Annotated in this window: 16 protein-coding genes; 15 read left to right on the forward strand and 1 reads right to left on the reverse strand. The window is 37.0% G+C overall.

Going from position 1 to position 15,815, the window contains the following annotated elements:
* Positions 1-47 precede the first annotated feature (47 nt).
* The 4 genes from P0077_RS10130 (at position 48) to P0077_RS10145 (ending at position 4,904) form a co-directional block, all read left to right on the forward strand.
* The gene (locus P0077_RS10130) at positions 48-1,433 is read left to right on the forward strand and encodes an alpha-L-fucosidase (protein ID WP_276169060.1); all 1,386 of its coding nucleotides are present in this window, start codon (positions 48-50) and stop codon (positions 1,431-1,433) included.
* Between the two features lie 106 nt (positions 1,434-1,539).
* Positions 1,540-2,391 carry a glycoside hydrolase family 16 protein gene (locus tag P0077_RS10135; RefSeq protein WP_276169061.1) on the forward strand — a complete coding sequence of 284 codons (852 nt, stop codon included), beginning with the start codon at positions 1,540-1,542 and terminating at the stop codon, positions 2,389-2,391.
* Between the two features lie 74 nt (positions 2,392-2,465).
* Positions 2,466-3,959, forward strand: a complete 1,494-nt coding sequence (locus P0077_RS10140) for a glycoside hydrolase family 88 protein (RefSeq protein ID WP_276169062.1) — start codon at positions 2,466-2,468, stop codon at positions 3,957-3,959.
* A 78-nt stretch (positions 3,960-4,037) separates the two neighbouring features.
* On the forward strand, positions 4,038-4,904 hold the full coding sequence (locus P0077_RS10145) for a DUF4861 family protein (protein ID WP_276169063.1): 867 nt from the start codon (positions 4,038-4,040) through the stop codon (positions 4,902-4,904).
* Positions 4,905-4,996: 92 nt separating this feature from the next.
* On the opposite strand, the gene P0077_RS10150 is transcribed toward P0077_RS10145, so the two are convergent.
* Entirely contained in the window at positions 4,997-5,929 is a 933-nt protein-coding gene (locus P0077_RS10150; RefSeq protein ID WP_276169064.1) for a DUF6807 family protein, read from the reverse strand.
* Between the two features lie 422 nt (positions 5,930-6,351).
* Here P0077_RS10150 and P0077_RS10155 point away from each other — a divergent pair, with 422 nt between their 5' ends.
* The 11 genes from P0077_RS10155 (at position 6,352) to P0077_RS10205 (ending at position 15,694) form a co-directional block, all read left to right on the forward strand.
* Positions 6,352-7,131 (forward strand): HipA family kinase, encoded by a 780-nt coding sequence (locus tag P0077_RS10155; protein ID WP_276169065.1) that lies wholly within the window; start codon positions 6,352-6,354, stop codon positions 7,129-7,131.
* The gene (locus tag P0077_RS10160; protein WP_276169066.1) at positions 7,121-7,504 is read left to right on the forward strand and encodes a DUF3037 domain-containing protein; all 384 of its coding nucleotides are present in this window, start codon (positions 7,121-7,123) and stop codon (positions 7,502-7,504) included. Before P0077_RS10155 ends, P0077_RS10160 begins: the two co-directional genes overlap by 11 nt.
* A 289-nt stretch (positions 7,505-7,793) precedes the next feature.
* Entirely contained in the window at positions 7,794-8,924 is a 1,131-nt protein-coding gene (locus P0077_RS10165) for a PAS domain-containing sensor histidine kinase (protein WP_276169067.1), read from the forward strand.
* An 86-nt stretch (positions 8,925-9,010) separates the two neighbouring features.
* Positions 9,011-9,604 carry a Crp/Fnr family transcriptional regulator gene (locus P0077_RS10170; RefSeq protein WP_276169068.1) on the forward strand — a complete coding sequence of 198 codons (594 nt, stop codon included), beginning with the start codon at positions 9,011-9,013 and terminating at the stop codon, positions 9,602-9,604.
* A 68-nt stretch (positions 9,605-9,672) separates the two neighbouring features.
* On the forward strand, positions 9,673-10,551 hold the full coding sequence (locus P0077_RS10175; protein ID WP_276169069.1) for a pirin family protein: 879 nt from the start codon (positions 9,673-9,675) through the stop codon (positions 10,549-10,551).
* A gap of 133 nt (positions 10,552-10,684) precedes the next feature.
* Complete coding sequence (locus P0077_RS10180) at positions 10,685-11,086, forward strand: ACT domain-containing protein (protein WP_276169070.1); 402 nt, start codon at positions 10,685-10,687, stop codon at positions 11,084-11,086.
* A gap of 308 nt (positions 11,087-11,394) precedes the next feature.
* A complete protein-coding gene (locus P0077_RS10185) occupies positions 11,395-12,453 on the forward strand; it encodes a toxin-antitoxin system YwqK family antitoxin (RefSeq protein ID WP_276169071.1) in 1,059 nt (352 codons plus the stop codon).
* 128 nt (positions 12,454-12,581) lie between these two features.
* A complete protein-coding gene (locus tag P0077_RS10190; RefSeq protein WP_276169072.1) occupies positions 12,582-12,794 on the forward strand; it encodes an ACT domain-containing protein in 213 nt (70 codons plus the stop codon).
* A gap of 105 nt (positions 12,795-12,899) precedes the next feature.
* Positions 12,900-14,216 (forward strand): gluconate:H+ symporter, encoded by a 1,317-nt coding sequence (locus P0077_RS10195; protein WP_276169073.1) that lies wholly within the window; start codon positions 12,900-12,902, stop codon positions 14,214-14,216.
* 20 nt (positions 14,217-14,236) lie between these two features.
* Positions 14,237-14,974: a GDSL-type esterase/lipase family protein gene (locus P0077_RS10200; RefSeq protein WP_276169074.1), complete on the forward strand. Its 738-nt coding sequence runs from the start codon at positions 14,237-14,239 to the stop codon at positions 14,972-14,974.
* A gap of 60 nt (positions 14,975-15,034) precedes the next feature.
* Complete coding sequence (locus tag P0077_RS10205; RefSeq protein ID WP_276169075.1) at positions 15,035-15,694, forward strand: hypothetical protein; 660 nt, start codon at positions 15,035-15,037, stop codon at positions 15,692-15,694.
* Positions 15,695-15,815 lie beyond the last annotated feature (121 nt).

A 15,815-nucleotide genomic window follows, 5' to 3' on the forward strand; every position in this document is an offset into this window, starting at 1 on the left:
CATATAAACAACGTAAGAGAGTATAAACTACTAAATATAAGACTTTTATGAAATGTAAAATTGCAAGTTTACTATTGTTTTTTCTACTTATAGCAGAAGGATTAAGTGCCCAGGATAAACATCCTGAGTATCAATATCCAAAAGAACAAGAAAAAATGAAAACCTTGGAAGAATGGCAGGACATGAAATTTGGCCTGTTTTTGCATTGGGGTACTTATAGTCAATGGGGCATTGTAGAATCATGGTCGCTTTGCCCAGAAGATGAGGGGTTTACCTCCGTTCGCCCTGAAGGAATGAGCTATTTCGACTATGTTAAGGAATATGAAAACCTTCAGACTACGTTTAATCCAGTCAATTTTAATCCAGAAAAATGGGCAAAGGCAGCTGAATATGCGGGTATGAAATATATGGTGTTTACCACTAAACATCATGATGGTTTTAATATGTACGATACAAAAGAGTCGGACTATAAAATCACTAGCACTAAGACTCCGTTTAGCTCAAATCCTAGAGCTGATGTAACTAAAGAGATATTTGATGCCTTTCGTGCCAAGGATTTTATGGCGGGAGCCTACTATTCTATTTCTGATTGGCACCATAACGATTTTTGGTGGGATTATTTTCCACCGTTTAATCGTCAAATTAACTATTCACCTGAAAAATATCCAGCAAAATGGCAGAACTATAATGATTTTATTTACAACCAACTGGATGAATTGACAAGTGACTATGGAAAATTGGGCATGTTATGGTTCGATTTGAATAATGTGTCAAATGAAAAAAAGGTTGATTGGGCTCGATTTGAAAAAGTGATTAGCGATAATCAACCCCAAGCCTTGCTAGTTGCTCGTCATATGTATACGGAATACGAGCACTATCGTACTCCAGAACAACAGGTTCCGGACAAGGCATTGGATTACCCATGGGAGACTTGTATGACAATGGGCGAAAAATGGTCCTATAGGCCTAATGAGAATTATAAATCGGTATACGAATTGGTCCAATTACTGGTTAAAATTGTTTCGAGAGGCGGAAATTTCCTGTTGAATGTTGGCCCTAGCCCCAATGGTGATTTTGACGATACCGCCTATGAACGTTTAGAGAGTATTGGTGATTGGATGAAAATCAATGGAGAAGCTATTTACGGTACAAAACCAATAGTTCCATACCATGAAACCAAATTGGTGTTTACCCAAAAAGATGATTTTGTCTACGCATTTTATCTCCCCGATGAAGGAGAAACAAAAATGCCGGCTAGAATTTCCATTTCGTCCATGCAACCAAAAGAAGGGGATGAGGTTTATTTACTTGGGTATAATAAACCATTAAAATGGGAGAAAAATGGTACAGGATTTTTCGTTGAGATTCCTGTGGAACTGCAGCGAAAACCCAAGTGCGAAAATGCGTGGGTATTAAAATTTCAGAATGAATAAGATTTATATGACAGCTTCTATAGTTGAACTCATAAACAATCAATCCATAGTAGTTTAAAAATAAAGTAAGATAAACGCAATCATGAGGAAATGTAACATTTATTATTTGACAGTACTTTTTACGATTATCATGAATATGGTCAATATTCAAATGAGTTTTGCACAATCGACCAATCATCTGCCAAAAGATAAAACCTGGAAGTTAGTGTGGAATGATGAGTTTAACGGGAAAGAATTGGATACCACAAAGTGGGGATTTAGGCTGCATATAATGCAAACTCGCCATATAACTTGGACGGATGACGCTTATAAATTAGACGGTAAGGGTAGTCTGCTGATGAAAGCGTATAAAAATGAAGGAGAATATCATACCACACAACTACAAACGGGAAGCAATTTCATGGATCGGCCCGGAAATCAGTATGGAAAGACAGAATTGACTTGGCCAATAGCGAATCTGAAATCCCCCAAGTTTTTACATAAATATGGGTATTATGAAATTCGATGCAAATTACCGACCCAAGAAGGATGGTGGGTCGCATTTTGGTTACAATCTCCAACCATAGGCTCATCATTGGACCCCTTGGCTTCTGGAGTGGAAATCGATATCATGGAGAATTTTAAAAGAAATGGTACGATTAGCCAAAATATTCATTGGAACGGGTATGGAGAAAACCATGAGCACGAGGGATCTGGTGAAATGAAAATGGGTTTGAACGATAACGAGTTTCATACCTACGGGGTTGATTGGAGTCCAACAGGCTATGTTTTTTATGTTGACGGAAAGGAAACTTGGCGGATATCTGGTCCTGTTTCCCATACAGAGCAGTTTATTTTGGTATCTGCGGAATGCAATGGGTATCGGGAAGGAGCTGCGTCCCCGATTCTTAAAGAGGCTATACTACCTGATTATTTTGAAGTCGATTACGTACGGGTGTATGATGAAGTAAAAATTTAAAAATGAGTGTAGAATAATTAAACTATCGAATTCAGCATTTTAAAAAAATCAAACAACCCAAATCAAAAGACAATATGCAACGACGAATTTTTTTAGAAAAAATACCCACCCTTGGTCTGGGGGTTTTTCTACTTCCTTCAACTGCATGTGATTTACTTTCAGAAGTTAGATTTAAAGGGACCAAAACAATCGATGTAAAGATTATTTCCCAAAATCCAATTGAAATTCCAAAAGGGAAAAGAGCTGCATTTGGATGGCGTACAGCCGGTATAAGGCCTAATGACTTTATTGTTTTAAAGCCATTATCAAACCTTCCAAACACAAATGTTTTTTTTAGGATATCCATAGCTCAAGAAACGTGGGACGAAAAATTATTGAAAATTAGAATACCTGATACTGAAATTGATATAGGCTCTATAGCTATTAAAAGTTCTTCCGTATTGGTACCATACGAACTCGAAATTGATAAAAAACATGTTCGGTCAATAAATAAACATGGTCTTGTCCTTTTTCTGGAAGCTTCTGAGCCACTTTGGATTTTTGACAGGCAATCAATCGATGGTAACAATCAATTATTATTGCCACATCTTTGTGTTTCTACTGAGAAAAATGGTTCCGTAGAGACCTTTTTGGACAATTTTATGTCACTTAACTCAATACAGGCATTTGGCTGGCGAGAAGGAACAGTGCTTGATGGTCTTTGGCAGATTTACTCACAAAAAGGTACGCAACAGGCTTTGGACATTATTAAAAAGCATTTTGATTTATTTTTTGATGATAATAAAAATCTAATCTATGAAAATGCTCATAGTATGCCAAAGTTTAATCAAATAGATGGAATTGAATCTACAATTCCATTTGCAACATTAGCTCGGTTAGATGCTTCTCATCCAATATTAAAAACAGTAGTCAAAGCTTGGGATTCTTATACAAAAGAGAACGGTATGGTTACCGATGGCCATTCACTTACCGCCGAGGGATGTTATACGGTGGCATATCCAATGGCGGTTATCGGAAAATTGTGGAAACGTAAAGATTTGATGCAAAATGCTTTGGAACAGCTCAGACATCGTTTTGTATTGCTGAACAATGGCTCTTTTTACTTACGGTATAACCAAGGAGAAAAGACATATAAGAATTGGGCAAGGGGTGCAGCGTGGTTTTTATTGGGGTCCGTTCGAACAATTTCTGAACTGGAAGGAGAAATCGAGGATCAGGTAATTATAGAAAAGTTTAGAGAGGGAGTTGATATTGTTGTTGCTATGCAACGCGAAAATGGGCTATGGAACTGCTTTATGGATCAAGATGTTGCACCTGATACTTCTGGCTCTGCCGGAATTTCGGCAGCAATTATGACAGGGGTACAAAATGGTTATTTGGAGTCAAAATATGCGATATATGCTAAAAAATGTTGGATAGGTCTGCAGCAGTACCTTACACCGGATGGTTTTCTTAAAGGAGCAGCTCAAGATAATAGGGGAGGAATTGGATTGCAACAAAGTAATTATCGAGTAATTGCCCAAATGGGAATGGGAATGATGGCCCAATTATATGCCTTTAGAAAATAAATACTCATTTATTTAATCGGCAAAACTTAAAATATAATAGGGGTAAAGGAATCAGTAAATAAATAAAAGCAAATCACTATGCGTCTAATCGTGGTAATTATTATAGTATTTATCAATAATATTACTTTTGCACAAAACAATACCGATGTAAGTTTGTTTTTTAAAAAGGATAGTACAAACTACTTAAATGAGGTAAGCTCCAAGGAGGGAGATTTATTTAATGTTTTGGGGCATCATGGATCAGCTATTGAAAATGAGTGGCTTGGTTTTAGAATCTATTTTAACAAGGTGGCCGCTATTGATGTATACTCTAAAACGAAAGAAGGTTTAGAGATACGTAAAGCACAATGGTACCCTAGCGTGGAACAGCAAAAAAATGGATGGGGTGCGGATTATTATAAAGTTGGGAATACGGTAGGACTTGGCGGTATTCGATTATGGGATGGGGAAAAGGTAGTGCCCTTGAACCCCATTACCAAAAGAACTGCAAGAGTGGTAAAGGAAGGAACTATTTCTTATATGGAAATGCTTTCTGAAGGCATACCATACAAAAATACAAATGTTGATATATTGGTACGGGTAACCGTTTTTACGGGTATTCGTAAAGCCAAGGTAGAAGCATTTGCCCTTACCTCCGAACCTGTACAATTTGTCACAGGAATTAATCATCACCCAGGGCATAAGATTAATAGTGAGTCTAACTATATTTCCACATGGGGTTTACACCCCGAAGATGTGGCGGTGGATAAAATTGAAATAGGGTCTGCAATACTGTTTAATCCCAATGATTTTGTTCAAAAAATCAGCGAAGAAAGTCAATATCTACTTGTATCAAAACCAACAAAACTATTGGAGAGTTGGATTGTTTCAGCTAATGCTAAAGAAAAAAAGCTAAATACCTTTGAAAAGTTTTTAGCGTATATTGAGGAAGAATCAAAACTCTAATAAATCTTCGAAAGTAAAACGGGAAACTCTTTATATGCTTATTTCGATTATGGAATTCAGTAACCTGTTGTAACCCTTACAATTTCTAAAAGCTAATTTTTTCCAAAGTCAGTATGTATTGATTCAATATCAAGAGCCTCATTGTCGCCTTCATGAACAAGCAACCGATAACGTAAAGTTGTAGGTTGAGTTTCTGATAAAGGTACGGCACTTTCTCCGGGATAAGGGTAAACGGCATTTTGCATACTTCCTTTGGAGCGCAAAACCCATGGATTTGGAAAGCCGGGATTATCCGGATGACTAAGAATGCTCAGTCCTGAGAGCACGCCGTCTTTACTAAAAGACCCAGAAATATCTATCCAGTCACCTGCAATTACGGGTAAAATGTCGGGTGTTACCACTCCAGTAGAACTGGCGAAAGCAATATCGTTTACTAGACGAACTCGAGCAGAAAAACCTCCATAACCTGTTTTATTTTGAGCCCCACCTAGACTCATATTTGACTCTAAAGCGCATATAGATATTTTAATGTCTATTTGTCGATAACGATTTTTAGTGGGGTAGACTTTTATTGTAGTCATTTCTCTAACTACAGGCTTTTCTTTACCATTTTCATCCTTCCAACGAGTGGTTTTCCATAGCACTTCAGCTTGTATAGCTTTAGCTTTTCCCTCAACCTTGAGCTCTTTGACGGATTTTACAATCCAGTGAAAATCATTTATATCCCATGCATCTCCTAATTTTGTGTCGTTAATGTATAATTGATGCCACGCCCAAAAAACACCTCTATGATGTAGATGGTCTTTAGGGAAGTCCTCAGTTAGTATTTGACCATCCAAAGTATACAGCGGGTGTATATAATTAGATCTTTTATAAGTGCCATTCAGCGATTTGTCAGCTATTTGGTAATTCAAGATGCTATCCTTATTTTCCGTAAAACAGGCTATATTACTTTGAATTTTGACGTTAATGTTTTGTGCGCTTAGAATATTTGTTAGACTGATAAATAATAATAATCGATACATGTTAACTTGTTAAAAATTATCCGAAAATTTAAGTACTATAATTTTCGATAAAACATTCTCATTTTATGTTATGAAAGTAGGCGATTTTTAAGGTTTTTACATACTAAAATGATAGGTATGTCATAATGGTGAGCTTATTATTTTTTATTCAGTAAGAAAGTTGCCTGAAGCAATATTAAAATTAAGTCTTTTAGATGCTCGAATTAGCAGGTCGTTTTAAGACCAATGAGAAAAATAAGAGGGAATAAAGTAATTCTTACGTTAAATATATTATGAACCATAAGGTTATATTCTCTTGTTTGAATAAGTTCGATTCGCGCCTCGAGTACAGAGTAGAAAGAAAAAAGCTGAGATGTATTCTCGGCTTTTTTTATGCCCAAAAATATAGATTCAAAATTACAACTTTCACTACCTTAGCAACTATGAATACAATTGAAATTCGTACCGTAGATGTGGTTCAATATATTAAACCTTTACGTGAGGGAGGTTCACTTCCCGGGCTTGTAAAAGCGGACGATGAATTTTTGTATGTCATAAAGTTTAGAGGTGCGGGGCAAGGCAAAAAAGCTTTGATTGCCGAGCTAATTGGAGCCGAACTTGCCCGTGCTATGGGGCTTAAAGTCCCGGAAATTGTTTTTATGAATTTGGACGACAGTTTTAATAAAACTGAGCCAGATGAAGAAATTCAAGATTTACTCAAGTTTAGTGTGGGTTTAAATTTAGGATTACATTACCTGTCAGGATCCATAGTTTATGACCCGTTGGTGTCTGTTGCAGACCCCTTGACAGCTTCAAAGGTTGTTCTGTTGGATGGTATGATCAGTAATATAGACCGTACGGCAAAGAATACAAACTTGCTTAATTGGCACAAAGAGCTTTGGCTCATTGATCACGGTTCTAGTTTTTATTTCCATCACAATTGGGAAACCTGGCGAACCCATTTGGACAGAACTTTTCCGGCTATAAAAGATCATGTGCTTTTAGAGCGAGCTAGCGAATTGACGCAGGCAGCGAACGAAATTAAAGAGCGAATAGATGAAACTGTGATTGCAGAAATTGTATCTAATGTTCCTGAAGATTGGTTGTTGAGTGAATCCGATCAGTTAACGCCACTGGAAAAACGAGCGGCATACAAAGAGTTTTTGAACACCCGATTGGCAAAATTAGAAGTGTTGGTTAAAGAAGCGGCAGATGCAAGATAGAGTTACATATGAATTTGCCATAATAAGATTAGTTCCAAAAGTAGAACGTGGAGAATTTATAAACGTTGGGGCCATTGTGTTCTCTAAAAGAAAAAAGTTCTTACGCATGAAGTTTGCCATTGATCCAAATCGTTTAAAAGCATTTGCTTGCGATGTGGCACAGGAAGATATAGAAGCGTATTTAAAAGCTTGGAAGTTGGTATGTGAGGGTGAGCCTAAAGGTGGGGTTATTGGGACGCTGGACCTGCCCTCAAGATTTCGCTGGCTAACCGCTTCTAGGAGTACAATTATACAAAGTTCAAAACCGCACCCTGGTCTTTGTACGGACCCTGAGAAAGAGTTGGAAATACTTTTTAACTTGTATGTTCTTTAATTTATGAGGTGTTTTTCAGGTAAATTTCGTTTTTCTTAGTAATACTCAAATGAATTGTAATATTCACTTTTAAGGCATCATGTTAGTTTTGAAATTCCGAATTTTTTAGATTCAATCGGCAGTGATTTCTACAAGTTGTTAAAAAAAATCTTAAATTTAAAGGCTGCTATGCATTGATTAGCAGTTTTCTACTCCCCCATAGAAATACACGAGATAGCTTAGAACTATACCTCGTGCAATTAATAATGTCCAGTCCCTTTCTTTAAATGTAACAACCGTAAACCGTAGAATGAACAAACCGCTTAATGTAAATAGTCATTTTAATAAAGATAAAATATACACCCAAACTGTTTTGGATCACATGGGTGATTCGGTATTTGTAAAAGATGCCCAGAGTAGATTGGTAATTGTCAATGATGCTTTCTGCAAGATGATGGGGCTTTCTCGTAAAGACATTCTAGGAAAAACCCTTGCAGAAGATTTTGCCCCAGAGGAAGCTGAGTCTTTTTTAAAAGTTGACCAACAAGTTTTGGAAAGCGGTATTGAAAGTGTTGTAGAGGAAAAAATTACGGTTAGAGGAGGGAAGTCAAAAATTATTTCCACTAGGAAATCACGATTCATTGATGAAAAAGGTCATAAATTTCTTGTGTGTGTGCTTCGCGACATATCCGAAAATAAAAAAGCAGAAGAAGATTTACGTAAAAGCGAAACCCAATTAAGGAAAGTTGGAGATACCAAGGATAAACTATTTTCGATTATAGCACATGATTTAAGAAGTCCGTTTAATAATATCAGTTTGTTATCAGATTTGTTGGGGGATTCGATTCAAAAGAATGATGTTGCACAATCTAACGAGTATTTAGAATTAATCGATAGGACCACTAAAAACAGCCTTAACCTCTTAGATAATCTTTTGAATTGGGCAAAATCTCAAATGGGTCAACTAGAACTGGAATCAAAAAGTGTTTGTGTTCATCAAATAATAAATGAAACTTTAGAATTATACGAGACTATAGCAAAAACCAAGGATATAACTCTAAATTATTCTAAAGTTGAAGCTATAGAGGTGCGTTCTGATGATAAAATGATAAGAACGGTAGTGCGTAATCTGGTCTCAAATGCTATTAAATTTACAAAACCAGGTGGAAATATAAATTTGTCCACTGCACTGAGCGACACCCACGTAGAAGTGACGGTTTCTGACAATGGCGTTGGTATGAGTTCAGATACTTGTAAAAGATTATTTGGCATTAATACCAATATGGCCTGCGTGGGCACGGCAGACGAAAAAGGTTCCGGTTTTGGTCTAGTGCTCTGTAAGGAGTTTGTAGAAAAACTAGGAGGAAAAATCTGGGCGGAAAGTACATTGGGGGAAGGCAGTGACTTTAAATTTACTGTGCCATTGAATATGCCCAAATAACCCTGTTTCCTAGTTTAAAGTTGAATAGGAAAAAGAGATGTCTGTTCTCTTTTGTTTAGTTTAGAGATTAAAATTGAATAAAAGGAATGGACGGCACTACTTTAAAGACTTTTTTAACGACAAACCTAAATGTTGACGAGGGTGAGATTTTTGCAATACTTGAGAATTGTAAGAAAAAATCAATCCAAAAAGATACATTCTTATTACGTAAAAATGAACGTTGTGAGCACACTTTTTTTGTTGAAAAAGGCCTGTTAAGGCAGTACTCTATAGACAATAAGGGTAAAGAGCATGTAATTGCTTTTGCCCCGGAAAATTGGTTTGTAACGGATCGTGAAAGCAGTTATTTTAATTCGCCTTCAGCATATTATATACAAGCTTTAGAGGCTAGTAGGGTGGTGTTGTTAAACGATGCTTTTATTCAACAGTTATCTAAAAATATTCCATCTTTTTCTGATTTTAATAATCGGCTTCTTCATAATCATATTCGGCACTTACAGAAGAGAGTAAACGGACTTCTCAGTGCATCGGCAGAAGAAAGGTATTTGCAGTTTGTGAAAATGTATCCAGATATTCTTTTGCGAGTACCACAAACAATGGTAGCATCCTATTTAGGTGTTACTCCAGAAAGTTTAAGCAGAGTTAGAAAGGGTCTTGCGCAAAAACATTTTAAAAAATAGCTTCTTACCATACATCAATGTACGGCTTGGTTTATCGCAATAAATTTGTAGTATAAAATGATAAAGACATGAAAACAAGAACAGTAGAATTAGTGGTAAAACCAAAAGACCCACATTTTGTTGGAGATGGTTTTAGAGTGCATAATTTCATACCCAGCGGTTTTAGATTGGATATGGAGCGAATGAATCCATTTATTATGATGGACTACAATTCAAAGTTTCATTTTTCTGCAACAGATTCCCCTAGGGGTGTTGACGTACATCCACATAGAGGTTTTGAAACCGTCACTATTGCTTACAAAGGCAAAGTGGCTCACCATGACAGTAGTGGTGGCGGAGGGGTGATTAGTGAAGGTGATGTACAATGGATGACTGCTGCAAGTGGTGTTTTGCACAAAGAATACCATGAAGAAGAATGGGCAAAAAAAGGGGGCGACTTTCAAATGGTACAGCTTTGGGTGAATTTGCCTAAAAAAGATAAAATGAGCGAACCCAAATATCAAGCAATAAAAAAGGAAAATCTAAACCGGTTCAAACTTCCGAACAAAACGGGGGAGGTTGAGGTAATTGCGGGAGAATACAATGCGGTAAAAGGTGCGGCTTCTACATTTACTCCAATTAATATGTTTAATGCCAGATTGGAAAAAGGAGGTAAAGTGGATTTTTCGTTTCCGGAGAACTATAATACCGTTCTTTTGGTTATTGAAGGTAGTGTTACGGTAAATGGTACAGATCATGCCCCTACGGATCATTTGGTGTTGATGGCCAATGACGGGGAGAATTTTACGGTAGAAGCTTCTGAAGATGCATTAGTCTTGGTTTTAAGTGGCGATCCCCTAAACGAGCCTATTGCTGCTCACGGTCCGTTTGTTATGAATACCAGAGAAGAGCTGATGCAGGCTTTTCACGACTTCAATAACGGCAAATTTGGATACTTGGAGAACTAATAGATTTTAAATTTTTATGGCGACAAGGTGAAAAGAAGTATTGTTTCATTTTGTCGCTTTTTTATGGTGTTTAATTTGGGTTGTACAAGTGTGTAAAGTAATGTAAATTTAGATTTTATATGCAATCATTACAATGGCAGGAGAAAAAGACCTAGCGAAAATGATAAAAGGCATGACCCCAAAGTTGAACGAAGGGGAATATGTATTTGCAACCTTAACGAATGCAAGCCTAATTTCAAGGGCGGATATCCTTTCTGAGTTTAAAGAGAAAGAAGGTAGTACGGTAATAATTGCCAAGCAAAAAGCCGATGCTTTGAAACTTTCGTATGAATACGTAGCTTCTTGGATAACTTTGGAAATCCATTCATCTTTAGAAGGAGTTGGCCTTACTGCTCTGTTTTCCTCAGAATTGGCAAAACACAATATAAGTTGTAATGTGGTTGCGGCCTACTATCACGACCATATTTTTGTGGATAGAAAAGATGCTGAAAAAGCGGTTGTAGTTTTAAAAGGACTATCTGAAGGTTATTCGTAAAAGGGATAACGAATTACCCTTTTGAATGTTGCCTCGAAAATTTTACTCATTGCTTTTTGTTTTCAAGCTACGGTTATCTAATCCAGAAACAATATTCTAATCTTTCCGTAAAAAGATATTTTGAAAATTTGGAGGGCAAAGAAACTAGCAGCGGCGTGAGTTGGCCGCTCGAAGTCATGATTTTGTAATGTTTTGTGGTACCAGTTGATTCAAAATAAATATTTTTCCAAAAAAAATAAATGTTATATATGCTCGTTATTTGTTTGGCACAAAGGCTCGTTTAGTAAACCCTCAATAATAATCAAACTATGAAAAACATTATTAAGAAAATCTTTAAAAGTTTATTGACCTTATTATTGATAACGACGGTAACTGTTTCATCTACCGCACAAAAAAGCGTACCCACTATAGAATACGTACGTACAGCTAAATTTGGTAAAGAAATCGTTTATTATGGACAGGATGATAAGGTGCTCAATGGTACGTTTAAGATTGCGGAAAGGTCCGGAGCTTATAGTGAGGCTACATTTATAGATGGAAAACCTGATGGCAAATGGGAAGGTTACGATAGCTCTGGTAGACTTGAATTTTACTCGACCTTTGCTGAAGGTATTGGTAATGGAAAAGGAGAGACTTATTCTCAAGATGGTAGCGTACTGAATACCTATGCTTATAAAAATGGTGAACCGGATGGGGAATGGATATACAGGAATGAGCACGGAGTATATCAAATAGAAAACTACAATGAGGGCTTAAAAGAAGGAAAATGGGTGCAAACCTCACGGAATTATAATGGAGCTGTAACGTCCACAACCATTGAGTATTATAAAAATAACGACCCAACGGGGACTTGGGAAAAAACAAAGGGTGATAATCAGAAAATATCGGTAAAAGTCTATTCCGGACCCAAATCGTATTCCCTTACCGAATACTTCGAAAACGGTTTTAAAAAAAATGAGGAAATCTACGAGAACGGTGTCAGGGTAATGGAAAAAAAATACCACGACAACGGAAAATTGGCGCTTTCAGCTACCTACAATGATAAAGGCCCAATTGGGGCACTGGATAAGTTTAATGAAAAAGGGATGATAATTAGACACACACCTTATGTCGATGGTCACCTACAAGGTGTAGATGTTACTTATAATTACCGTAGCGGCAACAAATATGTAGAACGGGAATATAAGAATGGTATTACCGATGGAATCTATAAGGAATACTACCCTAGTGGAAAACTGGCGTTAGACGGTCAGTACATAAAAGACCAACGTGAGGGGACATGGAAATATTATAAAGAGAGCGGAGAGTTAAAGCAGGAGCGTGTGTTTAAAAACGACAATCAAGTTTCTGACAAGAGATATGACTAATCTCACCACTTAAAATATTTGGGAAGTTGTTTTTCTTGTTTTAATTTTAAATTTTTTCAGGGTTATAATAATGTCGAGATAGTTGAATACTTTTCGGTTCTCGTTGGTCGTATCGAACCTGTTGAACGGTGAATGGTAGCTGTCCATTCGTACTTTCCACCAATTATCTCTTATTATTAGAAGGAGTTGGTCTTACTGCTCTGTTTTCCTCAGAATTGGCAAAATACAATATAAGTTGCAATGTGGTTGCGGCCTACTATCACGACCATGTTTTTGTGGATAGAAAAGATGCTGAAAAAGCGGTTCATGTACTTAAAATGCTTTCGGAAAACTATTCGTAAAATATAGAAGTCATTATTAAAAAAAAGAAGGTCGTAAGTCCGTTTTTTCAAGTTTCATTTGTTATCTATTTTATTATCTTAGAGGGCTTAATACCAATCTAGCCCATGCCACTTGCTATTGTAATTGCCGGAATTTTCATTCTTTTCATTTTAATTGCTCGCTTTAAACTCAACGCCTTTATCGCCTTTATTATCGTTTCCCTATTGGTAGGCGTTGCTGAGGGGATGGATTTTGAAACGGTTACCAAATCTATTCAATCCGGTATTGGTAATACTTTGGGGTATCTAATTCTAATTCTTGGTCTTGGGGCCATGTTAGGTAAATTGGTGGCAGATAGCGGTGCCGCACAACGTATCACCACGCAAATGGTAGAGAAATTTGGAAAAAAACACATTCAGTGGGCTGTGGTATTAACAGGTTTTATTGTAGGTATCCCCATGTTCTATACCGTTGGCTTTGTAATATTAATTCCACTTGTTTTTACAGTTGCCGCCGCTACGGGACTTCCCTTAATTTATGTAGGATTGCCTATGTTGGCTTCCCTTTCAGTAACCCACGGATATCTTCCGCCGCACCCGGCACCTACAGGTATTGCCGTTATTTTTAATGCGGATATAGGTAAAACGCTATTGTACGGTATTATCGTGGCCATACCAGCTATTATTGTGGCAGGACCTCTTTTGTCACGCTCAATAAAAAATGTGGAGGCCACGCCTTTAAAAGAATTTTTGAACCCAAAAATCTTAACGGATGATGAGATGCCCAGTACGGCTATCAGTATTGTAACGGCTTTGCTTCCTGTAATTCTTATAGCTTTTGCATCGGTTATAGCTCTGATACTTCCTGAAGAAAATGCAATTAGAAAAGCAACGGATATTTTAGGCAATCCCGTAATGGCTATGCTTATATCGGTTTTAGTGGCCATTTATACTTTAGGATTGGCAAGGGGCAAAAAAATGAAAGATGTAATGGACTCTGTTGGAAGTGCTGTATCCGGCATTACCATGGTACTTCTTATTATAGCAGGAGCAGGGGCTTTAAAACAAGTACTTATAGATAGTGGTGTAAGCGACTACATAGGGGAAATGCTAAAGGGGTCAACCGTTTCGCCATTAATTTTAGCATGGTTAATTGCTACTGTTATACGGGTCTGTGTAGGCTCTGCAACTGTAGCAGGACTTACGGCTGCAGGTATTGTATTGCCGTTAATTGCGAATACAGATGTTAGTCCGGAATTAATGGTTTTGGCTATCGGTTCGGGTAGTTTAATGTTATCGCATGTTAATGACAGTGGGTTTTGGCTCTATAAAGAGTATTTTAATCTTTCGGTAAAAGATACTTTAAAAACATGGACAGTTATGGAAACCACTGTTGGTGTTATGGGGCTTATTGGGGTTCTTATTCTTGATATTTTTATATAAAAACTACGAATCATTGCACGATGATGAAGAGAAGACAATTTATAAACAGAACGGCCCTAGCTATTGCAGGAACTAGTCTCATGGGCTGTTTTGACCACTCTAAGTTTCAATTGAAGAAAAATCAGGTCGTGGGTTGCTTTGGTGATAGCATTACGTACGCGGGAGGTCATGGTTATGTTGAAATGCTTCAGGAAAAATTCAATATAGAAAAGCCGGAACTCAATATTACTTTTATCAACTTTGGAAAAAGTAGTGAGACCGTAAGCGGACTCACGGAGAAAGACCACCCAGGGCCCAGACCGTATCTTTTTGAGCGGTTAGATACTATTTTAGATAAAAATAAGATAGATGTGGCACTTTTCTGTTATGGAATCAATGATGGGATTTATGGTAAACCTTCCGAGAAATTATTTAGAAGTTTTAAAATAGGAGTTTATTCCTTCCTAGAAAAAATGAGGCAAAGAGATATTCCTACTATTTTGCTTACTCCACCTCCTTTGGCCAATTTAGCAGCAAAAGCTCATGAGGGAAATTCATATAGCTACAAAAACCCATATCCGAAGTATGATGCAGAGGTGTTACAAGAGTTTACCAATATCATTTTAGAAATGCATCACCCATATGCAAATGCCGAGATAAACATTCGTAAACCTCTTTTTAATGGTCAAAAAGAGTGTTATGGCAAAGACCCTATTCATCCTAATAGGAGCGGTCATAAGTTAATTGCCGATACGATTTTCAGTAATTTATCGTTTTAACATTGCGTTAAGCCCCCGTGGCAGGGTATTTGTTATCTTTATCTTGATTTTTTTAATTCGATGATCAAAAACTATTCGGTATTGGTATTAGCTGTTATGCTGTTTTCCTTTTCAGGGATGGCACAGACCGATATTCCTCAAAAGAAAGATTTAAAAATAGATGCAGCCAATAAAATAGATGATAATGCTAAGCCTAATGAAGGAACATCTTTGAAAATTCCTTCTGTAGTTGATGATCAACCTCAGGTTGAATTGGATTTTGCAAAACGGAATCCGGTTAAGATGATTGATGACCGAGAATTAGTGCAGGCGGGAGCAGGCATGAAAATTGACCCTAAAGTTGGACCAATACAACCTAAGGAAGGTTCAAAGCAGCATTTCCCGGATATGTACATGGGCGATGTAAAAAACAATGGCAAATTTGTTGGTATTGTTTGTCGAGACCATGAAAATGTAGATGGCGACCGTATAAAAATTTATGTCAATGGGGATGTTGTTGACCCTAATATCCTTTTAACAGGTTCTTTTAAAGGCGTAAATATAGATTTGAAAAAAGGGTTTAATCGTGTAGATTTTGAGGCTCTTAACACCGGAACTTCCGCACCTAATACCGCTCAGGTAAACGTTTATGATGATAAAGGGGAACTAATTTACGCTAATAAATGGTTGCTCTCCGAGGGTTCTAAAGCTACCTTGATTATTACTAAAGAGGAGGATTAATAGTTTTTTTTCTATTTGGTATAGACTTTAATTGCGTTTCTATTTGAACAGTTTGTGATTTAGATAACAATCCTAAAAAGTGGAGTACCACTTTTTACCGTAACTTTGGCCTCTTCAAACC

The organism is Zobellia alginiliquefaciens, from assembly GCF_029323795.1.
In the GTDB taxonomy this organism is placed as follows: domain Bacteria; phylum Bacteroidota; class Bacteroidia; order Flavobacteriales; family Flavobacteriaceae; genus Zobellia; species Zobellia alginiliquefaciens.

Excerpts from the sequence above, each read along its gene's own strand:
- P0077_RS10130 (WP_276169060.1), top strand. The coding sequence starts at position 48 with ATGAAATGTAAAATTGCAAGTTTACTATTGTTTTTTCTACTTATAGCA.
- P0077_RS10140 (WP_276169062.1), top strand. The coding sequence starts at position 2,466 with ATGCAACGACGAATTTTTTTAGAAAAAATACCCACCCTTGGTCTGGGG.
- P0077_RS10145 (WP_276169063.1), top strand. The coding sequence starts at position 4,038 with ATGCGTCTAATCGTGGTAATTATTATAGTATTTATCAATAATATTACT.
- P0077_RS10150 (WP_276169064.1), bottom strand. The coding sequence starts at position 5,929 with ATGTATCGATTATTATTATTTATCAGTCTAACAAATATTCTAAGCGCA.
- P0077_RS10155 (WP_276169065.1), top strand. The coding sequence starts at position 6,352 with ATGAATACAATTGAAATTCGTACCGTAGATGTGGTTCAATATATTAAA.
- P0077_RS10160 (WP_276169066.1), top strand. The coding sequence starts at position 7,121 with ATGCAAGATAGAGTTACATATGAATTTGCCATAATAAGATTAGTTCCA.
- P0077_RS10165 (WP_276169067.1), top strand. The coding sequence starts at position 7,794 with ATGAACAAACCGCTTAATGTAAATAGTCATTTTAATAAAGATAAAATA.
- P0077_RS10170 (WP_276169068.1), top strand. The coding sequence starts at position 9,011 with ATGGACGGCACTACTTTAAAGACTTTTTTAACGACAAACCTAAATGTT.
- P0077_RS10175 (WP_276169069.1), top strand. The coding sequence starts at position 9,673 with ATGAAAACAAGAACAGTAGAATTAGTGGTAAAACCAAAAGACCCACAT.
- P0077_RS10180 (WP_276169070.1), top strand. The coding sequence starts at position 10,685 with ATGGCAGGAGAAAAAGACCTAGCGAAAATGATAAAAGGCATGACCCCA.
- P0077_RS10185 (WP_276169071.1), top strand. The coding sequence starts at position 11,395 with ATGAAAAACATTATTAAGAAAATCTTTAAAAGTTTATTGACCTTATTA.
- P0077_RS10195 (WP_276169073.1), top strand. The coding sequence starts at position 12,900 with ATGCCACTTGCTATTGTAATTGCCGGAATTTTCATTCTTTTCATTTTA.
- P0077_RS10200 (WP_276169074.1), top strand. The coding sequence starts at position 14,237 with ATGATGAAGAGAAGACAATTTATAAACAGAACGGCCCTAGCTATTGCA.
- P0077_RS10205 (WP_276169075.1), top strand. The coding sequence starts at position 15,035 with ATGATCAAAAACTATTCGGTATTGGTATTAGCTGTTATGCTGTTTTCC.